A 21,440-nucleotide genomic window follows, 5' to 3' on the forward strand; every position below is an offset into this window, starting at 1 on the left:
GCCGGGAGCTACCTTAAGCGGTAGTGACCAAGCGCGAATGCAGCAATCAAGCAAAGATTGCGTGCAAGCCGAATTTCTAAACCTCTAGCGGTCTTCGATTCTTATATACGCCTTATTCTCCGGTCCCGTATATTCCGAACTCGGGCGTATGAGCTTGTTATCAGCACGCTGCTCATACACATGCGCGAGCCAACCACTCGTGCGGCTCATAATGAAAATGGGCGTGAAATACGAAGTGGGAATGCCCATGAAGTGATACGCAGACGCGCTATAAAAATCGAGATTTGGGAATAGCTTTTTCTCATCCCACATAATCTTTTCAATCGCCTCGCTGATAGGATAGAGGAGTTTGGTATCCCCCACATCATCGCCAAGCTTTTTGCTCCATTCTTTGATCACGACATTGCGCGGATCTGCCTTGACATACACGCGGTGTCCAAAGCCCATAATCTTAGCCTTATTAGCAAGCTTTTCATAGATGCCTTTTGTGGCTTCCTCTACGCTTTTGAACTCTTCTAAGAGATCCATAGCCGCCTCATTTGCCCCGCCATGGAGTGGCCCTCGTAATGCCCCAATAGCTGCAGTGATCGCTGAATACACATCAGAGAGTGTCGCACTCACCACGCGTGAAGTGAAGGTAGAGGCGTTAAACTCGTGCTCGGCATAGAGGATAAGGCTCACATGCATGGCACGCACCCATAGCTCTTTTGGCTCCTTGTTGTGGAGTTTTTCTAGGAAGTATCCACCGATAGAATCTTGCTTAGATTCTGTATCCATCTCTACGCCGCTTTTGTGCCAATGATGCCAAAAGAGCAGGATAGAGGGGAAAATCCCAAGCAAGCGAATGCCGATTTTGAGCTGATCTGGGAAGCTCATCGTGGCCACATTTAGGTTTTCTTGCTCCAAGCAACCTAGCACCGAGCAGCCTGTCCTCATCACATCCATTGGGTGTGCGTCTTTGGGCAGGAGCTTGAGTGCTTCACGCATTTCTTTGGGCAGTGCGCGCGCTTTGATAAGCTCGGCTTTAAAATCCGCCAACTCCGCTTTGGTGGGCAATGTGCTCTTAAGTAGCAGGTAGGCTACTTCCTCAAACTCCGCGTGTTTGGCCAAATCATAAATGTCATAGCCACGATAGTTTAGCCCATGCCCTGTGCCAACGGTGCAAATTGCAGATTTTCCAGCGATAACTCCAGCTAGTCCGCCAACTTTTCCTTTTGCTGCTTCTCCCATAATGTCTCCTTATGTTTTAGATTTAAGATTATTTTTTAAACAACGCATCGAGCTTTTGCTCATAGGCGTGGTAGCCTAGCATTTCATAGAGCTCATCGCGTGTTTGCATTTTTTCAATACTTGCTTTTTGTGAGCCGTTTGCCAAAATGTCGTTAAAGACTTCAAGCGCGGCTTTATTCATCGCGCGTGCGGCACTTAGCGGGTAGAGCACCATAGAGATTCCCACGCCCTTGAGCTCATCGGTGGTAAAATATGGTGTCTTCCCAAACTCTGTGATATTTGCTAACACAGGGACTTTGATCACATCTGTAAATTGCTTATACTCCTCAAGCGTGTGGATAGCCTCCGCAAAGATCATATCCGCACCAGCCTCCACATAGGCTAATGCCCGCTCTATCGCGGCTTGCTGCCCTTCGCTTGCGTGTGCATCGGTGCGCGCCATCACGACAAATTCAGAATCTATCTTGCCATCAATAGCGGCTTTAATCCTATCGCACATCTCCTCTTTGCTCACAAGCTCCTTGTTTGGGCGGTGTCCGCAACGCTTTTGGGCGACTTGATCCTCTATGTGGCAGCCTGCCGCGCCAGAGCGCGTGAGATCTTTTATCGTGCGTGCGATATTAAATGCCCCGCCCCAGCCCGTATCGGCATCCACAAGCAGTGGCAAATCGCTCACATTGGTGATCCTGCGCACATCGACACACACATCTTCAAGCGAGCTAATGCCAAGATCGGGCACGCCCAAACTCATTGCAGCCAACGCCCCACCGCTTAGGTATAATGCCTTGGCACCGCTTTTTTGTGCTTGTATGGCAGAGTAGGCATTGATCACGCCCAGAATCTGTAAGGGGTGATTGTTTTTGAGGGCTTCTCTGAATTTTTTTCCAGCACTCATTTTCGCTCCTTTTTCCCAAATTTGAGATTACTTAAATCGTAACCTGCTTTTATTGTAGGCAAAAAGTTATAAATAGACTAGGGGTTGTGTCTCATTTTTGCACAAAAAAATTTTAACTTTTTGGAATCTAGATTTTTACAGAGGGAGAATTTCCCTTAAAATAGGGAAACTCATCGTGTTACATTAGGAAACATTTATTGTGATGCAAGTTTTTGCTATGGCAAAAACTTGTTGCCGCTCGCTCCGCTGCGCGTGTATATACGCAATCTTTGGTGAGATTTTGTGGTTTTCTAGTGCTAGCGCGTCAGGAATGCCGCTTGGCAATGGCGTAGATTCTATACACCGAGCTAGATTCTATTGTGAAGCGTTTATGAAACATTGCGGATTTTTTTGCCAAAAGCAATGCAGGGCTTTTCTACATAGAAATGCGCTAGGGTGGCGATTGCTATGATAAAAGCAAGATAAATGAGTGCGTAGAGGTTTGCAAAGAGCGCATTGCCAAAGTCCAAATACGGCTTTGGGGCATTTGCTATGTAGATTTGCTCCCAAAGCCCAAATTTTTTGGCCAAAGCTTTGGTGAGAATGCCCATAAGAAACATACTAAAGGCGTGTGTGATATAAATGCTATAAGATATTTTTCCAAAAAACACAAAAGGCTTAAGACATAAGAGCTTGCTTATGCTTGCCCCCCCCCCCAATAGCATTAGAGGATACAGCAGATAGAGCAAAAACGAGCACCACAAAAGGAAACACGATGATGGAGGCGCCATCTAGGCCTATTTGAAAAATCGCCAAAAGCGCAACAAGTCCCATAACCTCGGCTATGCGCAGCAGTATCGGGGGTAGGGAGATATGTCGGAGTTTGGCAAAAATAAGATACACAACGCACCCAGCAAAGAAAAACAAAATCCCCTTTTGTGCCTCGCCTCGCAAGACATCTAAATAGTGCGCGAAGCTAAGAATGGGAAGTGTGATAAAAAGCGCGTATCGCACGATTTTGGGCGCAAACATCAAAAGCCCAAAGCACAGATACAAATACCATTCTATGCTAAGACTCCACGAGGGGAAGTTAAATGAAGAAGAATCCGTGTGTGGCAACCAAGATTGCAAAAGTAAGAAATTAGGCAATAGCTCCCCAATCTGTTTGTGCTCACTAAAGGGCGGTATCCCAAAAGAAACAGCAAAGTATGTGTAGGCAATGTATTTGCAGCATTCAAACGCGACAAACAAAAACAGCACAAGCCAATACAAAGGCAAGATTCTAAACGCGCGTGCGGCGAGAAAATCTTTAAACTTAAATGTGTCGTTGTGATACACATAGGCTATGATGAAACCGCTTAAGACAAAAAAGAATGGCACACCCAAATGCCCATGTCTGAAAAATTCTACTTCAGTAAAGGATCGATAGATATGCAAATGAAGCAGGACGACGCTAAGAGCTGCAATGCCTCTAAAGCTATCAAGGGGCGTGAGGTATGAGACTTTCATGTAAAAACTCCTTATGTTGATTTAATGCAAGTTTTTTGCGGTGCAAAAACTTGTTATCACTTGGGCGGAGTGAATCTCCGCTCGCTCCGCTTACGCGAGCATACACGCAATCCTTGGTAAGATTCTGTGGTTTTCTAGTGCTAGCGCGTCAGGAATGCCGCTTGGCAATGGCGTAGATTCTATAAATGTGTTTTGGTAGCACGAGATTCTGTGCTTAAGGATTTACATTCCCAGCATTCCAGCGAAGTCATTAGGCACGCCCATAATGTCCAAAATCGCAGCGATTTGTCCGCGGTGGTGGATGCTATGATTGAGCAAGGCTAGGAAATACTGCGCTATTGGTTTCTCAAAACTCACGCCCGGGAATGAGAGAGTTTTTACCTCGCTAAAATCTGCGATTGCATCGACAAGCTCGATAATCGCCCTATCGGCTTCTTTACGCAAAGCACTAAGGGATTCAAAACTTTTGTCCTGCAAGCCGCTTGCTAGAGCATCTTGGAGATTTTTAACATCTAGGGGATTTGGCGCATAGGCGTTGATAATGCCTAGCAAAATCGCTATATCGCCCTCCAAAATATGGCAAAAAGTGCCGAGCACAGAGGTGTAATACACGCCCACATCTTTTTGGAGCTCGCTAGGGCTTAGATTTTCTAAAACCGCTAGCATATTGTTGTTGGCAAACTGATTGTATCGTGCCTGAAGTCGTAACATCTCTCGCATAAAAACTCCTTTTGTTGTTTTGGGTTGAAGCCCGGCATTGTAGCACAAAAGTAATCACAATCTAGAGCAATGCGAGATTGCTAAACACTCCATAGCCCCCATAGCCCACCATACACAGCCCTGCGAGCGTGTTGAAAAACGCGGGTTTGAGCACGCGCATAAGGCTTGAGGCAAAGAGCGCAAAGGCAAACATCACAAGCGCGCTGGCCACTCCAAAAATCCCCATCACCACAGCCCCACCCATCGCGCTCCCGCTTGCCACCGCGCTTAGGAGGAAGTAATACACAATGCCACAGGGCAAAATGCCATTACACACACCAAGCAGGAAAAACGAGCCCATAGAGCGCGAGCGCAGCAGATAGGCAAAAAGCCCAAAAATCGCCGCGAAAGCGCGCTTTGGGAGGGATTGGCGGTGCGTGGATTGGGCGTCTTTGGCGGAGTGTGAATCTTGTGGAGTATGAGGAGAGAGCGAGGGCTCAAAAATCCTCAAAACATTTGGAAAGAGCAGATAGGCAAAGCCAAAAATGAGCAAAAGCGCGCCCACGCCCACGCCCATAATCGCTTTTGTGTGCATATTTTGGGCAAACACCGCCCCAAAGCCCCCAAACACCGCGCCTAAAGCCATATACGCACACACACGCCCGCAGATATACAGGAGGTGGGAGAGGGCATTACGCAAAAGGGCGCGGGGGTTGTGGAGCTTGGCGCGCGTGTAGGCGACGACTAGCCCGCCACACATACCCACGCAATGCCCAAGTGACGCGACAAGAGCGATGACAAAAATACTCACAAAACTCAAATGCTCCATACTTAAGTGCCTCCTAATATGTTTAATGCAAGTTTTTTGCACCGCAAAAAACTTGCTATCGGGGCGTGAGGCAGAGCCTCCCACCCCTCCGCTTACGCGTTCATACACGGCGTTTTCTATAAACCAAAGATTCTATCAAAAACGCGCCATAGAATCTAAGCAACTTACAGAATCTACTACTTCAAAAAATCTTATCAAGGCTTTGCCAAATATAAACAATAGTGCGTGCGCAAGCACGAGGCCTAAGCAGAATCTAAGTCCTTAGATTCTGCCATTTTTGCGGAGCAAAAATCCAATCAATTATGTAGGTGCGATAGCACCTACCGACACTCGCCCTTGTCGTGTGTGGCAAAGCGTAAGTTTCTTTAGAAAAATGCGTTAAGAAAATGCAGGAGTGTATTTTTAGCATTTTTGCCTAGACAAGGAAAAAGCGAGGCACTCCCCTTGATTGCCGAAAAGAATAAAGCGCCGCTTTATTCTTTTCGGGGCTTTAGCGAGCGGGGAGGGGATAAACCCCTTTTCTTTTTGCGCAAACAAGTGATTTTGAGAATCTAGGGAATATCTGTGAGAGCGTGAATCTAAGAGGCTAGATTCTAAGTTTGAATCTAAATTACTAAGCTAGATTGTGAATCGATCTTGGATTCTGAATCTAAAGCAGAAACTCCAAATCTAGATTCTAAATCCGCTTTAGATTCTGCTAGGTATTGCGCTTACGCGCTCCATTATTTGTTGGCATAGCCTTACACAAAGTTTTTTGAAGTGGGGGATTCTGAATCTATGGGAATAGATTCTAAAATGGCTTTGGATTTTGCGAGGCTAGATTCTGCAATGCCTTCTATGCGATTAGATTCTGTAATTTTTTAGATTCTATCTTTGTGATAAGCAATACCCAAACCACCAAGCCCACTAAGCCGAGTTTAAAAAAATTTAATCTTTGTTTTGCTACAATCCCGCGTTTAAATTAACTTTAAAGGTTGCAACGATGAAAAAAGGTATCCACCCAGAATATGTCCCCTGCAAGGTAACTTGCGTAACAAGCGGCAAAGAAATCGAAGTGCTTAGCACCAAGCCGCAACTGCGCATCGATATCTCGAGCTTTTGCCACCCTTTCTACACAGGGAGCGACAAGATAGCCGACGCGACAGGACGCGTAGAAAAATTCCGCCAAAAATACAATCTCAAATAACTCGTGCTTACGCTCCTCCCAGCTCCTATTGGCAATCTCTTAGACATTAGCCTTAGGAGTTTGCAGGCTCTCGCACAGGCGCAGGTGGTGCTGTGTGAGGATACGCGCGTAGCGAGGAAGCTCTACACGCTACTACTAGATCGCTCGCTTTTTGGGGCGTTGCTCGATTCTGCCTCTCTTTCTCAAAAACGCTTTATCGCCTTGCATTCTCATAATGAACAAGAACTCATCGCAACATTTGATAGCGAGTTTTTTGCCCAAGATATCGTGTATCTTAGCGATGCGGGTATGCCCACTATCAGCGATCCGGGCGCCAAGCTCGTGCAGTGGTGTATCACGCATAATATACCATACGATGTGCTGCCCGGCTCGAGCGCGCTTAATGTGTGTTTTGCCTCAAGCGGCATAGAATCTCAGAGCTTTTTTTTTGGCGGATTTTTGCCGCATAAGCAGTCCCAAAGGCAGCAGATTCTGCGCCGATACGCCGCGCTTGGCGTGCCCTGTATCTGGTATGAGAGCCCACAGAGAATCTTGCAGAGCCTCCAAGAGATAGCATCGATATTGCCAAATGCGTATTTGTGCGTGTGCAAGGAGCTTAGCAAGATTCACCAAGCGCGATTTTTTGGGAATGCTAGGGAGATTTTGGAGCAGTTAGAATCTACAAAAATCTGCGGGGAATGGGCGCTGTGCCTCATTGATAGCGTGCAAGAGGAGCCAAGCCTTAGCCTAAGCGAGGCAAAAGCCCTCGATATCGTCCCAAAAGCAAAGGCAAAAATCCTCTCAATCCTCACGAAAAAAAGTATAAAAGAGTGCTACCACGAGCTTATGGAGGCTCAAAATAGTGAAAATATAGAATCTAAGCCCATTAGCGACATTGCAGAATCTAAGCCCACTCTAGATTCTCAAAGCCCCCAAAACGCGCCCAAATCCCCTAGCGATAAGGCGCGCTCGTGATCGTCTTTGGCAAGCAGCCCGTGGAGTATGTGCTCAAATCCCATCAGGACAAAATCACAGAGATTTATATCGCCAAAGAATTGCCAAGGGAGCAGTTTGCGCGCCTCAAGGCGACTAAAAAGCCCCTAAGAGTGCTAGATTTTAAAAAAGCCCAAGCCCTCGCACACGGGCGCAACCACCAAGGCGTGCTGCTAGAGATCGCTTACAATCCACTCCAAAATGTGCGCGATATGCTAGAATCTGGCGCGCTTGTGGTGCTGTGTGGGCTTAGCGATGTGGGCAATATCGGCGCAATCGTGCGCAGTGCGTATGCGCTGGGGGCTAGCGGCGTGGTGCTCACTGATGTGAGCCTCCAAGCAAACGCGATGGAGGGGATTATGCGCTCAAGTGCTGGCGCGCTTTTGGATATGCCATTTTGTGTGCTTCCGCGCGCGCTAGATCTCATCAATGAGCTAAAAATGGCGGGCTTTGTGCTGCTGGGTGCGGATATGGCGGGGGAGGACATAGGGAGCTTTGTGCGCGCTCCCACGCTGGTGCGATCTCTGCCACGAGATTCACTAAATTCGCAAAAAAACGCTATAATGCAGCCCTTGCGTTTTCAAAATACCAAATGGGCGTTGTTTATGGGGAGCGAGGGAGATGGCCTCCCTGCAAAAATTTCTAAAAGACTTGATAAGACATTGAGTATTCCTATGGCGCACGCTTTTAACTCTCTGAATGTGGCGCACGCGTGTGTGATTTTGCTACATAGATTATTGTGTATGAAAGGCTAATATGAAAAATAAGACACTAGATGAGCAGCTTGAGTATCTCAAGGGGCTTGGGCTCAAAGAGATAAACAAAGCCACCAAGCTCGCGACAAACAAAATCGATGATATTTTGCACAAGCGTTTTGACAAAATCGATAGCGTGCGCTCTAAGGGCTTTATCGCAATGCTAGAGCGCGAGTATCAGCTCGATCTCTCCGCGTGGCTCAAAGAATACGCACTCTACCACAATAAAACCTCCCAACCCCCGCTAGGAGAAAGCACGCCACAATCAGGCGCAATAGCCGATCTTGACATCAAAAATAAGGCTTCCAAAGCCGCTATGAAAACCCCTACAAAAGAAGTCCCCACCACAATCCAATCCCTCAAACTCCCCGAGAAAGACACGCAGGATAAGTCGATGAAGCTCCCCAAAGAAAAGGGCTCAAATGCCTTTGTAATCGTGCTTTTGTCGCTCATTGTGCTTGTGTGCGTGGGGTATTTTGGCTACAGGGTGTTTGCGCAGCACTCTAGCACAATGCCCCAAAAGCCACATATGTCCGCAGTGAGTGCGGATAAAACGCCCCAAATCGTGCTAGATTCTCAAACACAGAATCTAGAGGGAGCCACAGCGCAGCCTAGTAGTGTAAATACACAAAGCACGCAAGATTCTATAAAACAAAAGGATAGCGGCTATGAGGGAATCTACATAGATTTTAACGCTATGCCCCAAACTCTAGACAGTGAGTCCCCGCTCCGAGCACAGCAAGGGATTGAAACTAGGCAAGACTCCCAAACACAGCAAGATTCTGCAGAATCCCTGCAAGCCCCACAATCCTTGCCCCAACCCCTCCAAAAACTCAAAATAATCCCAAATAGCACGCTATGGGTGGGTATCATCGATCTCACAAGCCAAAAATCCTCGCAGCTTAGCCTCAAAGAGCCCTATGAGATTGCGCTAGAGAAGCCACATATCTTTGTCTTTGGGCATAGCGATTTTGAAAGCATTATCGATAATCAGATATTCCCGCACAAGCGGAAAAATTTCGTGCGCTTTTATTTTGATGGCAAGGAGTTAAAAGAGATAAATTACAGCACATACAAGCAGCTCAATCCCCACGAGAATTGGCAATGAGAGGGCGCGTAGCATGAGGAAGCGCATAATGCGGGCGTGCATCAAAAAGTGTTTTGTGCTTTTTTTGTGCGCACACTCCCTTTGGAGCGACGCGCTTGATGAAAAGATTAAAAACCTCATTGGCGAGCGCAATTACAAAGTGAATGCGAACTTTATCCAAAACATATTCCGCGATAAAAGCGCGTTTTATGCTAATGGCGGTATCAATATGAAAAATGTCGTGCAAGCCCTCAAAAACAATGGTTTGCTCATCCTCAAATTCCCCTCTCCGCTAGAAGTGCAGCTCACCTTTGTCGCGCGCACAAGCCCCATACTGCTCAATCGCACGATAAATGACATACTCTCGAGTATGGGCTATGCGTTTTTTAATGTCCAAAAGGCTGATTATCATAATGGTATCACCACGCTTAGCTTTGTGTTTGTCACCGAGCACACGCCCGATCTTGGGATTATTATGAGCGAGCTAGAAAAGCGCGGGATAAGCTGCATTGATATCAAGCACCAAAGCGCGCAAAATTGGGAATACCTCCTAGAGATTAACAACCCACAGATTCCAAACGCGCGCCTGCTGCTCGCTAATCAAGCCCTTTCTTTGCGCGATGTTTCTGGGCAGTATTGGCTTAGCCTGCAGACACAGGGCAAGATGAAAATCTCTGCGCAATCTAAATGGTATCCGCGTATCGTGCTTTATGATAGGCATTTGCGCATTTTAGATTCTCTACTAAGCGGGGATTCTAAGACAAGCGTGAGTGTCAAAATCCCACAGGGCGTGAGCTTTGTGATGATAACTGATAGCAACAATCCCGCCAACCTTAGAAGCGGTATCAATGTGCAGTTTGACTAAGCGTGTATCCAAGCGTATATTAATGTAAGGAGCAAAAATGTTTGATGAGATTGAGTTTGAAAAAATAAAGCGTTTGCCAAAGTATGTGTTTGCCGCGATCAATGAGATTAAGCTCCAAATGCGCCAAAATGGCGAAGATGTCATAGACTTTTCTATGGGCAATCCCGATGGTGCGACCCCGCAGCATATCATCGATAAGCTTTGTGAAGCTGCCAACAAGCCCAAAAACCACGGCTACTCCGTGAGCAAGGGGATTTATAAGCTCCGTCTAGCCATTTGTAATTGGTATAAGCGCACCTATAATGTGAATCTCGATCCTGAGAGCGAGGCGTGCGTAACGATGGGGAGCAAGGAGGGCTACGCGCACCTTGTGCAGGCTATCACAAGCCCGGGCGATAGTGCCATAGTCGCTGAGCCAGCCTATCCTATCCACTCCTATGCGTTTATTCTAAATGGCGCGAATGTGCATAATTTCCCTATCAAATGGAATGAAAATATGGAGCTTGATGAGGAGGAGTTTTTCGCCTCTCTGACACAAACACTTTGTGAAAATGTGCCAAAGCCTAAGTTTGTGGTGGTGAATTTCCCGCACAATCCCACTACAACCATTGTCTATAAGGGCTTTTATGAACGCCTCGTGGCACTTGCTAAGAAGGAGCGGTTTTATATCATTTCAGATATTGCGTATGCCGAGCTGTGCTTTGGGGAGTATAGGACGCCAAGCATTTTGGAGATTGAGGGCGCAAAAGATGTCGCGGTGGAGACTTATACGCTTAGCAAAACTTACAATATGGCGGGGTGGCGCGTGGGCTTTGTCGTGGGCAATCCCAAAATCGTGCAGGCGTTGCAAAAGATTAAAAGTTGGCTTGATTATGGAATCTACACGCCTATGCAAATCGCCGCCACCATCGCCCTTGATAGCGATCAGAACTGTATAGAGGAGATAAAAAACAAATACCAAACGCGTATGGAAGTGCTCGTGAAGTCCTTTAAAGACGCGGGGTGGGAGATAAAAAAGCCAAAGGCGAGTATGTTTATTTGGGCAAAAATCCCAAAAAGCGTGGAGCATTTGGGCAGTATGGAGTTTTGTAAGCGGCTTTTGCAAGAGGCGAAAATCGCGCTAAGTCCGGGCGTGGGCTTTGGGCATCACGGCGAGGGCTATGTGCGTATCGCGCTTATTGAAAATGAAAAGCGAATCCGCCAAGCCGCACGCAATCTCAAGGCGTTTTTGAAGCAATTTGAGCAAGAATCCAAATAAAGAGAGTGGGCAGGATATGCGAACGCTAAATATCGGCATTATCGGCGTTGGGGTTGTGGGAAGTGCGGTGGTTAGGATATTAGAGCAAAATAAAAGCCTCATTAGCGCGCGCGCGGGCGCGGAGTTTTGCCTCAAAAGAGGCGTGGTGCGTGATATTGCTAAGGCAAAAGAGCGGCTAGGCGGGGTTGCCATACCCCTTAGCAGCGATATCGATGATGTGCTAGAAGATGAGAGTATCGATGTCGTTATCGAGCTTATGGGTGGCATTGAGCAGGCATACCAAGTGGCTAAAAAAACGCTCCAAAAGGGCAAGGCACTCATCACTGCCAATAAAGCAATGCTTGCCTATCATCGCTTTGAGCTCGAGCAGATAGCGCGCGGGATTCCCATAGGCTTTGAGGCGAGCGTGGGTGGTGGGATACCCATCATCCGCACGCTCAAAGACGGACTAGGCTCAAACCATATCCTAGCCCTGCGCGCGATACTCAATGGCACGAGCAACTATATCCTCACGCAAATGTTTGAACACAATAAGAGCTTTGCGCAAGCACTGCAAGAAGCACAGAATCTAGGCTATGCCGAGGCGGATCCCACGCTAGATATCAATGGCTATGACGCGGGGGCTAAGCTCCTAATCCTCGCCTCTCTAGCTTATGGTATCAACGCGCTGCCCGAGGATATCCTCATTGAAGGGATTGAGGGGATCACAAGCGATGATATGGAGTTTGCCAAGGAATTTGGCTATGTGATAAAGCTCCTAGGCATTGCTAAGCGGTACGAGGATACGCTCGAGCTGCGCGTGCATCCTACGCTTATCAGTCAAGATTCTATGATTGGCAAAGTCAGCGGCGTGATGAATGGCATTAGCGTGCTTGGGGATTGTGTGGGCGAGAGTATGTATTATGGAGCGGGCGCGGGTGGCGAGGCGACGGCGAGCTCTGTCATCTCCGATCTCATCGAGATTGCGCGCGATACGCACTCAAGTATGCTTGGCTTTTCAGAATCTATCCAGACTTCCCTCACGCTCAAAGCACGCGAGGAGATTGCCTCCAAATACTATATCCGCCTCTACACACAGGACAAGCCCGGGGTGCTAGGGCACATAGCGCAGATTCTAGGGGATAATGGCATATCGATAAAGGCGTTTTTGCAAAAAGAGCACGAGGATAGAGGCACAGCCAAGCTGCTCTTTTCTACCCACACCAGCACAGAATCTAGCATCGCCAACGCGCTCAAAGCCTTTGAATCTCTCCCAAGCGTGCTCACCAAGCCCTACACCATCCGTATTGAGGATTAGATTCTATGTCCGCGGTTAGAGAATCTAAAGAGTGTCAAAAATCCAAAGGAGCGCGAGCCGAAGCGCAGGCGTGCGCGTATCTTAAGGGTTTGGGCTTTGAGATTATTGAGCGCAATTTTTTTGCGCGTTATGGCGAGATTGACATCATCGCTAGGCGCGGCGGGCTTTTGCACTTTATCGAGGTAAAGAGCGGCGCGGGATTTGAGCCCATTTTTAACATCACGCCAAGCAAGCTTACAAAGCTCCAAAAAGCCATAAGGCTTTATCTCGCCAAACACCCCTCCAAGCTCCCCTACTGCCTCGATGCACTCATCATACGCTATGGGGAGCGCGCGGAGTTTGAGCTCTTAGAGAATATCACGCAGGGCTAGGTATGCAAAGACGCGGTGGGGTTTTGGGCGCATTTAGCGCGGTGTTTAAGCCAAAGGCGGATTTTATCCCACTGCCTTATGTCAAAAATCTCCACGCCCTTAGCCAATGCGCGCAATGCGAGGGGGCGTGTGCCACAATCTGCCCCGAGCAAATCATCATCAAAGCCCAAGGGAGCGCGCCGTATCTGAATTTTATGATTGGGGGCTGCACCTTTTGTGGGGAATGCGCGCGTGAATGTGTGAATCTATGGGCTGAGTGCGCGCCACTAGAACTCACACATACCGCCAATGCCCAAAACTCCGCTCAAATTACAGAATCTAGCCCAAAAGATTGCATCGCTGCTAAGGTTTCTATCAATCCGCTCTCCTGCCTCGCGTGGCAAAAAACCACTTGTGTGAGCTGCAAGGACGCGTGCGGGGAGAATGCCATAATCTTTAGCGCGGGATTGTATCCCGAGGTGGATATGGGACGCTGCAGTGCGTGCGGGGCGTGCTATGCGAGGTGCCCAAGCTTTAGTATTAGTATCACAAGCACGCTTGTGGGTTGAGACTCTGGGAGCAGGGCAGGGCAGAGCAAGCGCGTGGCGCGTGATTTGGGAGTGCTGGGAGTTTTTAGAAGTGTTTGGAAGCACTTGGGAGCGAGATAGCAAAGGAGGCTAGAGATGATACACATCGTGCTTATTGAGCCACAAATCCCCCAAAACACGGGCAATATCGGGCGTCTGTGCGTCGCTACCAAATCCACGCTCCACCTTATCCACCCCCTAGGATTTCGCACTACCCAAAAGGAGCTAAGGCGCGCAGGGCTTGATTATTGGCAACATTTGGAAGTGAGAGAATGGGAGAGCCTCGCGCATTTTTGGGAGCACCACCCTATAGAATCTAGAGGGCATTTTTTCTTTAGCACCAAGGCGCGGCAGATTCACTATCAGGCGCGCTTTTGTGAGGAGAGTTATTTGTATTTTGGGCGTGAGGATAGGGGGATAGATGAGGGGATTTTGCGCGCATTTAGCGAGCAAGTCTATCGCCTACCTATGGCACCCATAGCGCGCAGTCTCAATCTCGCTACTTGCGTGGGCGCGGTGCTGTATGAGGCACTGCGGCAGAGTGGGGGCTATGAGGCATTGCGCTAGAGCTTTGCCTTGCGCGCGATACTTAGGACAATCCCTAGGCTTAGGCAGCTTGCTAGCAGCGAGCTACCTCCATAGCTTAGGAATGGCACGGCGATACCCTTGATGGGCGTGATGCCCGCTATCCCAAAGGCATTGATGATAAATGAAAACGCCAAAAGTAGCCCAACGCCAACACAAAAGAGATAATACATTGTGTTTTGAATCCTATTGGCGATTTTAAAGATATAAAAAATCATCGCGCTAAAGAGCACCACGATACCAAAAACTCCCAAAAATCCCATCTCCTCGGCGATCCCAGCGAGCACCATATCGGTATGCACTTCGCTCAAAAACCCGAGCTTAATGAGTCCATCGCCCAAGCCATTACCCAAAAATCCGCCATTATACATAGCGTTTGTGGCGTGGTAGATTTGGTAAGGCTCGGGGAGATTTTCAATACGCAGGGACTGCGCCCACGCTTGTGGAAGCAGCCCGAGGATAGAATCTTGCGCATTTGCCCACCAGAGCTTGACACGCATAATGCGATGAGGACTCGTGATGATAGCCACAAGCCCGATACCAATGGTGAGGAGCAAAAGCAGCCCCAAAAAGCGCAGGCTCCCCCCCGCAAAAAGCAGCATAAAGCCAAGCGTGAGCGCGAGCACGATGACTTGCCCCAGATCGTTTTGGAGCACGGCGATGAGCACCACTGCCACCAAAAACAAAAAGAAATAGGGGATAAAGAGCTTAATCTCGCTTTTTAGGCTCAGAGGCGTGTGCATACCAAATTTGCGCGAGAAGCTCCACGCTAGGAAATACACAAAGGCGATTTTGAAAAACTCCGAGGGCGCGAGGGAGAAGCTTGGTAGGCGTATCCATCGCTTTGCCCCGCCTGCGGAGCTCACCCACGAGCTTGGCAAAAAGTGCATACCAATCATCAGCACTAAAGAAGTGAAAAAAAGCAGCCAACCAAGCCTCTTAAAGCTAGAATCGGGATTAAGCTGCGCTAGAAGCCACATCAGCGTGATCCCCACGCACGCGACAAAAAACTGCCGCAAAAAGAAGTGGAATTCCCCATAGCCAAAAAACCCCACGGGATAGACAGAGAGCGAGTAGCACATCACTACGCCTATGCTAACAAGCAAAACAACCACAAAAAAAAGTCGCAAGTGAATCACACAAATCCTTTAGGGCAGGGCTTAAAAGAGTGCAATTGTAGCCAAATCTGTGGTGTTTGCGCAAGGGAGCGCGGGCGTGCTTTAATATGATTTTTGGTTAGGCTTTGAGTGTTTGAGTGCTACAGAATCTATGTGCTAGATTCTGTAGCGATTTAGATTCTGTGGAGTTAGATTCTAAAGCCAAAGCCTTGAATCTCGCTTTTTTAAACGAAGCAGGCTTGCAAGTAGGATAGCCACCAAAGGAGAGGGGAGCCAAAGCCCCCGAGCCTTAAGAGACAAAAGATACTTTGATTTTTAGAGCAAAAAGCCTAAAATTTAGGTATAATCTGCACTTAAGGACTCGCTTATGATTTCTCAATAAGAACTCCTTTGTTTGGTTTTGCCCCCGATTGGGGGCGCGGTATTATACCACACTCCTATTTTTATCCCCCCCCTCCTTTTTCATACATAAAATCTATAATCACAAATCACATATCTAGACTTACAGAAGTTAAAAGTTATAATAAATAGAAGCGGGAAGTAAGTATGGTTTGGGATGGCGAGCTAGGGTAATCGCAGGTGTCAGAAAGCTAGCAAAGTAGGGAAGCAGGGATAGCCACCAAAGGAGAGGGGAGCCAAAGCCCCCCGAGCCTTAAGAGACAAAAGATACTTTGATTTTTAGAGCAAAAAGCCTAAAATTTAGGTATAATCTGCACTTAAGGACTCGCTTATGATTTCTCACCCGATTTGGGGGCGCGGTATTATACCACACTCCTAACTTCCCCCTTTCTTACACATATTTTTAGACAATATTCGCCACGAGCAAACTTGCACAAAGGGCAAACTCTAAGCATACAGCGGCTATAATGTGGGCTTAAATTTATCTTAAAGGAGTTGTTATGTTGAGTAAATACCACGCATTGTGGCAGAAAGCTCAAAGGTATTTGGGCACAAAATCTATGAGTAAAGCCGAGCTAGAATCCGATAGGCGGGCGTATATCGCACTTAATACCGATAGCAGATTTGCCATAAGCAAGGAGTTTGATTATATCTGTGCGATGGATAAATACGCGCAAAATGGGAGCTTTGATAACCAATACTTCATCCAAGACATTTGGGGCGCGCGCAAGGTGTGCGAGGACAAGCCAGAGATTCACTACGATGTGGGCTCATCCGTAGCGGGGTTTATCGCGCATTTGCTGGGTATGAAGCAAAAGATTCAGCTCATCGACATTCGCCCGATGCAAAATGATCTCAACACGCGATTTTTGAACTCGGGGGGGGGGCATTACCTACTATCAGTCAGACGCCACGCATCTTGACAATATCAAATCCCGCAGTATCCACTCACTCTCCGCGCTTTGTAGCATCGAGCATTTTGGCTTAGGCAGGTATGGCGATCCCATAGATCCACAGGCGTGGGAAAAAGCTCTCAAATCCTTCCAGCGCGTCCTAGCCCCCGGCGGCAAACTCTACATCAGCGTGCCAGTAGGCAAAACCAACAAAGTCTGTTTCAACGCACACCGCGTCTATCTCCCCCAAACCATCATCGACACACTTGATGAGATGGATATCATCGAGATGAGCTACATCAGCGGGTTTGATACGATCGTGTGTATGGAGCGCGTGGGCGGGGTGCTAAAAACCCATCAGCAGGCTTTAGATGCTATCCCCGATATGCGCAATAACGGCACGACGGGGCTTTTTGAGTTTGTCAAGAGGTAGTTGTGGGATTGCAAAGGGCGATAGCGTAGAATCTCAAGCTAGATTCTGCAAAAGCCTTGGAATCTGTTGGGCTAGATTCTGTAGTGCTTAGATTCTGCCTTTGTGCGTTGCTTAGAATTTCTTTAGATTGTATGCCCCCTACATTTATTTTTGTAGATTCTATGCCCTCTAGATTTGTGTTTTTGATTTTTTTAGAATCCCTTTAGATTCTGTATTTGTGAATCTAAGCAACTTACAGAATCCACAACGCTAAAAAATCCTAGCAAGGCCTTGCCAAATATCAAATAATGGAGCGCGCAAGCGCAAGCCGAGCAGAATCTATGGAAATAGATTCTGCCATTTTTGCGGAGCAAAAATCCAATCAATGTGTAGGTGCGATAGCACCAACCACCTCTCGCCCTTGTCGTGGTGGCGAAAATGCGTTAAAAAAATGCAGTAGTGCATTTTTAGCATTTTTGCCTAGACAAGGAAAAAGCGAGGCACTCTCCCCGATTGCGCAAAAAGACCCAACGGGTTGCAAGCGCAGCGCAGCAAAAAAGCGGCGCTTTATCTTTTTCGGGGCTGGGGAGAGCAGGGAGAGGGGAAACCCCTTTTCTTTTTGCGCAAACACAAGATTCTAAAAAATTAGAAAATATTCGTGAGAATGCGATTCTAAGAAACTTAGAATCTATAGATTCTTTAGATTCTGCTCGGCTCGTGCTTGCGCACGCACTATTATTTATATTTGGCAAAGCCTCGCACAAGTTTTTTGAAGTGGGAGATTCTGTAGTTGATTTAGATTCTATGGAGCTAGATTCTGAATCTTTTTTTAGATTCTGAATCTGCGTCAGATTCCACGCTTGGCGTGCCCTTGGCATTCTAAGATTTTAGATGAATTTTTAGGGTTCTTCCGCTTCGCTGCACATCACTGCAAGCAGAACAAGCAAGGGGCGAAGGGAGCTTGACTGCGCATAAGTGAGCGAGCACTGAGCTAGATTCCCTAAAAAGTCGCTAAAGCCCAATGCCACAAACACAGAATCTAGAATCTTACGAATACACAGCCTGTATAAACTCCCGATTATCCCCATCTCTCTCTAGCACAAACTGCACGCTGGAGCCATCTTTGAGCCTATCCTCTAGGATAAGCTCAGCAAGCTTGTCCTCCACCTCCTCATACAGAGCGCGTTTGAGCGGGCGCGCCCCATAGATAGGATCAAACCCCGCTTTGGCGATATACTCCCTCGCCTCATCGCTTAAGCTTATGGTTATGCCCTTTTGTCCCGCTACCTGCGCGATTTGGGCAAACATAATATCCACAATCTCCATAATGCTTGTAAGCCCAAGCGGATTAAAGATCACCACCTCATCAAGCCTGTTTAAAAACTCTGGCTTAAAATAGCCCTTAAGCAGCTCGCGCACCGCGCCTTCACGCGCAGCCTTATCCTCTAGCTCTAAGATTCTCTCGCTCCCGATATTGCTTGTAAGGATAATGATCGTGTTTGAAAAATCCACCACCACGCCTTTATTGTCCGTCAATCGCCCATCATCAAGCACTTGCAAGAGGATATTAAACACATCGGGATGAGCCTTTTCTATCTCATCAAAGAGCACCACGCTATAGGGCTTGCGTCTAATGGCTTCGGTGAGCTGCCCGCCCTCCTCATAGCCCACATAGCCCGGCGCCGCGCCCACGAGGCGACTTACGGAGTGCTTTTCCATATACTCGCTCATATCAAGCCGCACGAGGTTTTTTGTGCTATCAAAGAGGAAGTTGGCTAGGCTCTTAGCACTTTGGGTTTTGCCCACGCCCGTAGGCCCTAGGAACAAAAAGCTGCCTATGGGGCGATTTGGCGCGCTTAAGCCCGCCTTATTGCGCTTGATGGCGCGTGCGATAGCGTGCAATGCCTCATCTTGCCCCACCACGCTTTTGCGCAGCTCATCTTCTATGCCCAAAATCCGCTCTTTTTGGCTTTGTAGCATTTTTTTGATAGGGATTTGCGTCCATCGGCTCACAATCCCCGCGATGATCTCCTCTGTCACGGCGTTTTTGAGCAGTGTGCCCTCCTGCACCATAGCTTCCCATTTACTTTGGAGTCTTTGCTCCTCCTCTCTAGCTTGGGGGATCTTGCCATAGTCGATTTCCGCGGCTTTGTTGTAGTCGCCATTGCGCTTGGCGATTTCAGATTGGCTCTGGAGTGAATCTAGCTGCGTCTTTAGCTCCGCGATTTGGCGGAATACCTCCTTTTCGCTCTCAAACTGCCCCTCTAGGGTGCGCTTCTCCTCATTATAGTTTGCCAAATCCTGCTGTATTTCTTGCAGGCGCGCGGCGTTGTTTTTGTCCTTTTCCATATTGAGTGCTTGCTTTTCGACTTCTAGACTTTGAATCTGTCGCTTTATCTTGCTAAGCTCATAGGGCTCGGATTCTATTTGCATTTTGAGCTCGGCTGCGCCCTCATCGATTAGATCGATCGCCTTATCGGGCAAAAACCTATGCGGAATGTAGCGTTGCGAGAGCTTGACTGCCGCTACAAGCGCAGAATCCGTAATGCTCACATTATGGTGCGCCTCGAGCTTTTGCTTTATCCCGCGCAGGATTTGCAGGGCTTCATTGGTGTTTGGCTCATTTAGCGTGATGGGCTGGAATCTCCTTGTGAGCGCGGCATCTTTTTCGAAGTATTTGCGGTATTCTTTGAGCGTGGTGGCGCCTATGGTGTGGAGCTCGCCGCGCGCTAAGGCGGGCTTTAGGATATTTGCAGCGTCCATACTGCCCTCGCTCGCCCCCGCGCCCACGATGGTGTGAATCTCATCGATAAAAAGTATCACATTCCCCGCTTTTTTGACTTCATTGATCACCGCTTTGAGCCGCTCCTCAAACTCCCCGCGATACTTCGCCCCAGCAATCAGCGCGCTCATATCAAGGGCGATTACGCGTTTGTTTTGCAGCGACACAGGCACGGCTTTTGCCACGATTTTTTGTGCCAATCCCTCCACCGCCGCGGTTTTGCCCACGCCGGGCTCGCCAAGCAAAATGGGATTGTTTTTTGTCTTGCGGATAAGGATTTGCATCATCGCTGTGATCTCCTCATCGCGCCCTATCACGGGATCTATGGCGTTTTCTAGGGCTTTTTGTGTGAGATCGATGCCGTATTTCTCAAGCGATTGGAGGTTAGAGTCGTCATTTTGATCACTGATTTTTGCCCCTGCGCGGATAGATTCTAGAGTTTTTTTGAGCTCATTGCTATCGAGGTATTTGCCAAAAATATCCCTAAAGGCTTGGTGAGCGAGGTTGGCGATGATGAAAGTATCTAGCGCGATATAGCTATCGCCATTTTTTGTGGCTTGCCCTTGGGCTTGTGCGAGCGCGTCGCTAAGGCTTTTGGCTATGCTTAGATTCTCTTTTGACACGCTAGAGGATTTGGGGAGCTTATCCACCACGCTGCGCGCTTCTAGCTCTATGGGGGCTTTGTCGATGTTGAGCTTGTTTAGGGCTTGGTTTAAGATGGATTGGGTGTTGGTGAGCAGTGCCCAAAAGATATGCGCGACATCGATTTCTTGGTTTTGACTATGCAGCGCGAGTGCGGCTGCGCTATCGAGGGTTTCTTTGAGTTGGTTTGTGAGTTTTTCAAAAATATTCATAATGTTCTCCTTGCAATCTTAAGTTAGATGGCATTATATAAGTTTAGTCGTTTAATGTCAAGTTTTTTTATAAAAATACACATAATTTTTGGTTTGTGCTAAAAACTTTGTGGGGCGATGTGAAAAATGCAGAGTATCACAAACCCCAGCACAGGGCTATGTGTGGCAAAGTGGCACAGATATTTCTTTGTGTGGGTATAATGGCGCACTCGTGCGTATCGGGCTAGTGTGAGTCTGTATGCGTGAGGATAAATCATATTAAGGAGCAGGGCGTGGAGCAGGAAGCGGCAGCAAAGGAGCGATTTTGGGCGGATATGGGGGAGGTGTATAGAATCTATGAGGAGGGGATGAGGGGGCATTATAGGTTTTATAGTGTTTTAGATTCTATAAACTTGGCTTGCACTCGGGAAAACGGCTCTTTGGGTATGCAATGCGATAAGATTGCGGATTTTTCGGAAGGCACGGACGCCAAGTCCGCTAACCTTCCAAAAAATCCGCAAAGCTTACACAGCCACACCCAAAGCTTACACAGCCACACCGCAAATACTAATTTTTTTGCTTGCAGTAGCAACCCCACAGAATCCACACCAAGCGAGGCAAAGCCAAGCGTGGAGATTCAGGAAAATACAGAATCTAAGGAAAGTTTAGATTCTAGCTTGAGCAGTTCAGATTCAGAATCTGCCACGCTAAAAAATCCTAGCGAGGCTTTGCCCGATTCAAACAATAGTGTGTGCGGTAGCACGAGCCGAGCGCAATTGCAAAATTGCGCCATTTTTGCGGAGCAAAAATCCAATAAAATGTGTAGCGCGTCAGCGCATACCGACACTCGCCCGCTTCGTGGTGTGCAATCGTTGGAGCAAGGAGGCAGTAGTGCCTCCGCAACGATTGCGCTAGAAGCG

At 47.8% G+C, this 21,440-nt stretch carries 24 protein-coding genes and 2 pseudogenes; 16 read left to right on the forward strand and 10 right to left on the reverse strand.

Annotated features, from left to right (window positions below; translation table 11 throughout):
* Positions 1-84: 84 nt before the first annotated feature.
* The 6 genes from prpC to ACH2BK_RS07465 all read right to left on the reverse strand — a co-directional run bounded on the left by prpC (position 85) and on the right by ACH2BK_RS07465 (position 5,141).
* On the reverse strand, positions 85-1,230 hold the full coding sequence (prpC, locus tag ACH2BK_RS07440) for a 2-methylcitrate synthase (protein ID WP_395003064.1): 1,146 nt from the start codon (positions 1,228-1,230) through the stop codon (positions 85-87).
* A gap of 28 nt (positions 1,231-1,258) precedes the next feature.
* Positions 1,259-2,125: a methylisocitrate lyase gene (gene prpB / locus ACH2BK_RS07445; protein WP_395003066.1), complete on the reverse strand. Its 867-nt coding sequence runs from the start codon at positions 2,123-2,125 to the stop codon at positions 1,259-1,261.
* Positions 2,126-2,493: 368 nt separating this feature from the next.
* On the reverse strand, positions 2,494-2,775 hold the full coding sequence (locus ACH2BK_RS07450) for a hypothetical protein (RefSeq protein WP_394997639.1): 282 nt from the start codon (positions 2,773-2,775) through the stop codon (positions 2,494-2,496).
* Positions 2,776-2,782: 7 nt separating this feature from the next.
* A complete protein-coding gene (locus ACH2BK_RS07455) occupies positions 2,783-3,613 on the reverse strand; it encodes an acyltransferase family protein (protein ID WP_395003068.1) in 831 nt (276 codons plus the stop codon).
* A gap of 222 nt (positions 3,614-3,835) precedes the next feature.
* Complete coding sequence (locus ACH2BK_RS07460) at positions 3,836-4,333, reverse strand: DinB family protein (protein WP_394997641.1); 498 nt, start codon at positions 4,331-4,333, stop codon at positions 3,836-3,838.
* A 61-nt stretch (positions 4,334-4,394) separates the two neighbouring features.
* Positions 4,395-5,141, reverse strand: coding sequence for a sulfite exporter TauE/SafE family protein (locus ACH2BK_RS07465; protein ID WP_395003070.1), 747 nt, complete (start codon positions 5,139-5,141; stop codon positions 4,395-4,397).
* A 25-nt stretch (positions 5,142-5,166) separates the two neighbouring features.
* On the opposite strand from ACH2BK_RS07465, the gene ACH2BK_RS07470 reads away from it, so the two are divergent.
* The 11 genes from ACH2BK_RS07470 to ACH2BK_RS07520 all read left to right on the forward strand — a co-directional run bounded on the left by ACH2BK_RS07470 (position 5,167) and on the right by ACH2BK_RS07520 (position 14,065).
* Positions 5,167-5,406, forward strand: a complete 240-nt coding sequence (locus ACH2BK_RS07470; protein WP_395003072.1) for a hypothetical protein — start codon at positions 5,167-5,169, stop codon at positions 5,404-5,406.
* 717 nt (positions 5,407-6,123) lie between these two features.
* Positions 6,124-6,327, forward strand: a complete 204-nt coding sequence (gene rpmE, locus ACH2BK_RS07475; RefSeq protein ID WP_394909428.1) for a 50S ribosomal protein L31 — start codon at positions 6,124-6,126, stop codon at positions 6,325-6,327.
* 3 nt (positions 6,328-6,330) lie between these two features.
* A complete protein-coding gene (gene rsmI, locus ACH2BK_RS07480) occupies positions 6,331-7,281 on the forward strand; it encodes a 16S rRNA (cytidine(1402)-2'-O)-methyltransferase (RefSeq protein WP_395003074.1) in 951 nt (316 codons plus the stop codon).
* Positions 7,278-8,054, forward strand: coding sequence for a TrmH family RNA methyltransferase (locus ACH2BK_RS07485; protein WP_395003078.1), 777 nt, complete (start codon positions 7,278-7,280; stop codon positions 8,052-8,054). Before rsmI ends, ACH2BK_RS07485 begins: the two co-directional genes overlap by 4 nt.
* Position 8,055: 1 nt before the next feature.
* Positions 8,056-9,162: a hypothetical protein gene (locus ACH2BK_RS07490; protein ID WP_395003080.1), complete on the forward strand. Its 1,107-nt coding sequence runs from the start codon at positions 8,056-8,058 to the stop codon at positions 9,160-9,162.
* A 13-nt stretch (positions 9,163-9,175) separates the two neighbouring features.
* Entirely contained in the window at positions 9,176-10,006 is an 831-nt protein-coding gene (locus ACH2BK_RS07495) for a hypothetical protein (RefSeq protein WP_394997647.1), read from the forward strand.
* Between the two features lie 37 nt (positions 10,007-10,043).
* Positions 10,044-11,264, forward strand: a complete 1,221-nt coding sequence (locus ACH2BK_RS07500) for an LL-diaminopimelate aminotransferase (RefSeq protein WP_394997649.1) — start codon at positions 10,044-10,046, stop codon at positions 11,262-11,264.
* Positions 11,265-11,280: 16 nt separating this feature from the next.
* Positions 11,281-12,561, forward strand: a complete 1,281-nt coding sequence (locus ACH2BK_RS07505) for a homoserine dehydrogenase (RefSeq protein WP_395003100.1) — start codon at positions 11,281-11,283, stop codon at positions 12,559-12,561.
* A gap of 5 nt (positions 12,562-12,566) precedes the next feature.
* The gene (locus tag ACH2BK_RS07510) at positions 12,567-12,932 is read left to right on the forward strand and encodes a YraN family protein (protein WP_394997651.1); all 366 of its coding nucleotides are present in this window, start codon (positions 12,567-12,569) and stop codon (positions 12,930-12,932) included.
* A gap of 2 nt (positions 12,933-12,934) precedes the next feature.
* Positions 12,935-13,480: a 4Fe-4S binding protein gene (locus ACH2BK_RS07515; protein WP_395003082.1), complete on the forward strand. Its 546-nt coding sequence runs from the start codon at positions 12,935-12,937 to the stop codon at positions 13,478-13,480.
* Positions 13,481-13,594: 114 nt separating this feature from the next.
* Positions 13,595-14,065: a tRNA (cytidine(34)-2'-O)-methyltransferase gene (locus ACH2BK_RS07520; protein ID WP_395003084.1), complete on the forward strand. Its 471-nt coding sequence runs from the start codon at positions 13,595-13,597 to the stop codon at positions 14,063-14,065.
* Here ACH2BK_RS07520 and ACH2BK_RS07525 read toward each other — a convergent pair.
* Positions 14,062-15,222, reverse strand: a complete 1,161-nt coding sequence (locus ACH2BK_RS07525; RefSeq protein WP_395003086.1) for an FtsW/RodA/SpoVE family cell cycle protein — start codon at positions 15,220-15,222, stop codon at positions 14,062-14,064. The two genes, ACH2BK_RS07520 and ACH2BK_RS07525, sit on opposite strands and share 4 nt — an antisense overlap.
* 97 nt (positions 15,223-15,319) lie before the next feature.
* The gene (locus ACH2BK_RS07530; RefSeq protein WP_395003088.1) at positions 15,320-15,478 is read right to left on the reverse strand and encodes a hypothetical protein; all 159 of its coding nucleotides are present in this window, start codon (positions 15,476-15,478) and stop codon (positions 15,320-15,322) included.
* A 622-nt stretch (positions 15,479-16,100) separates the two neighbouring features.
* Between ACH2BK_RS07530 and ACH2BK_RS07535 the strand changes: the two genes are divergently transcribed.
* The 3 genes and pseudogenes from ACH2BK_RS07535 (at position 16,101) to ACH2BK_RS07545 (ending at position 16,926) form a co-directional block, all read left to right on the forward strand.
* Positions 16,101-16,523, forward strand: a complete 423-nt coding sequence (locus ACH2BK_RS07535; RefSeq protein ID WP_395003090.1) for a hypothetical protein — start codon at positions 16,101-16,103, stop codon at positions 16,521-16,523.
* Between the two features lie 82 nt (positions 16,524-16,605).
* A pseudogene (locus tag ACH2BK_RS07540) lies at positions 16,606-16,677 on the forward strand (hypothetical protein); the annotation flags it as partial.
* Positions 16,678-16,683: 6 nt separating this feature from the next.
* Positions 16,684-16,926 carry a hypothetical protein gene (locus ACH2BK_RS07545; protein WP_395003092.1) on the forward strand — a complete coding sequence of 81 codons (243 nt, stop codon included), beginning with the start codon at positions 16,684-16,686 and terminating at the stop codon, positions 16,924-16,926.
* A gap of 191 nt (positions 16,927-17,117) precedes the next feature.
* Here the strand turns inward: ACH2BK_RS07545 and ACH2BK_RS07550 are convergent, their stop codons facing one another.
* Complete coding sequence (locus ACH2BK_RS07550; protein WP_395003094.1) at positions 17,118-17,291, reverse strand: hypothetical protein; 174 nt, start codon at positions 17,289-17,291, stop codon at positions 17,118-17,120.
* Positions 17,292-17,418: 127 nt separating this feature from the next.
* Here ACH2BK_RS07550 and ACH2BK_RS07555 point away from each other — a divergent pair, with 127 nt between their 5' ends.
* Entirely contained in the window at positions 17,419-17,745 is a 327-nt protein-coding gene (locus ACH2BK_RS07555; RefSeq protein ID WP_394997662.1) for a hypothetical protein, read from the forward strand.
* A gap of 207 nt (positions 17,746-17,952) precedes the next feature.
* Here the strand turns inward: ACH2BK_RS07555 and ACH2BK_RS07560 are convergent, their stop codons facing one another.
* On the reverse strand, positions 17,953-20,541 hold the full coding sequence (locus tag ACH2BK_RS07560) for an ATP-dependent Clp protease ATP-binding subunit (RefSeq protein ID WP_395003096.1): 2,589 nt from the start codon (positions 20,539-20,541) through the stop codon (positions 17,953-17,955).
* A gap of 272 nt (positions 20,542-20,813) precedes the next feature.
* On the opposite strand from ACH2BK_RS07560, the pseudogene ACH2BK_RS07565 reads away from it, so the two are divergent.
* Positions 20,814-21,440: pseudogene (locus ACH2BK_RS07565) on the forward strand (hypothetical protein); the annotation flags it as partial.

The organism is uncultured Helicobacter sp. (assembly GCF_949282165.1).
Lineage (GTDB): Bacteria > Campylobacterota > Campylobacteria > Campylobacterales > Helicobacteraceae > Helicobacter_F.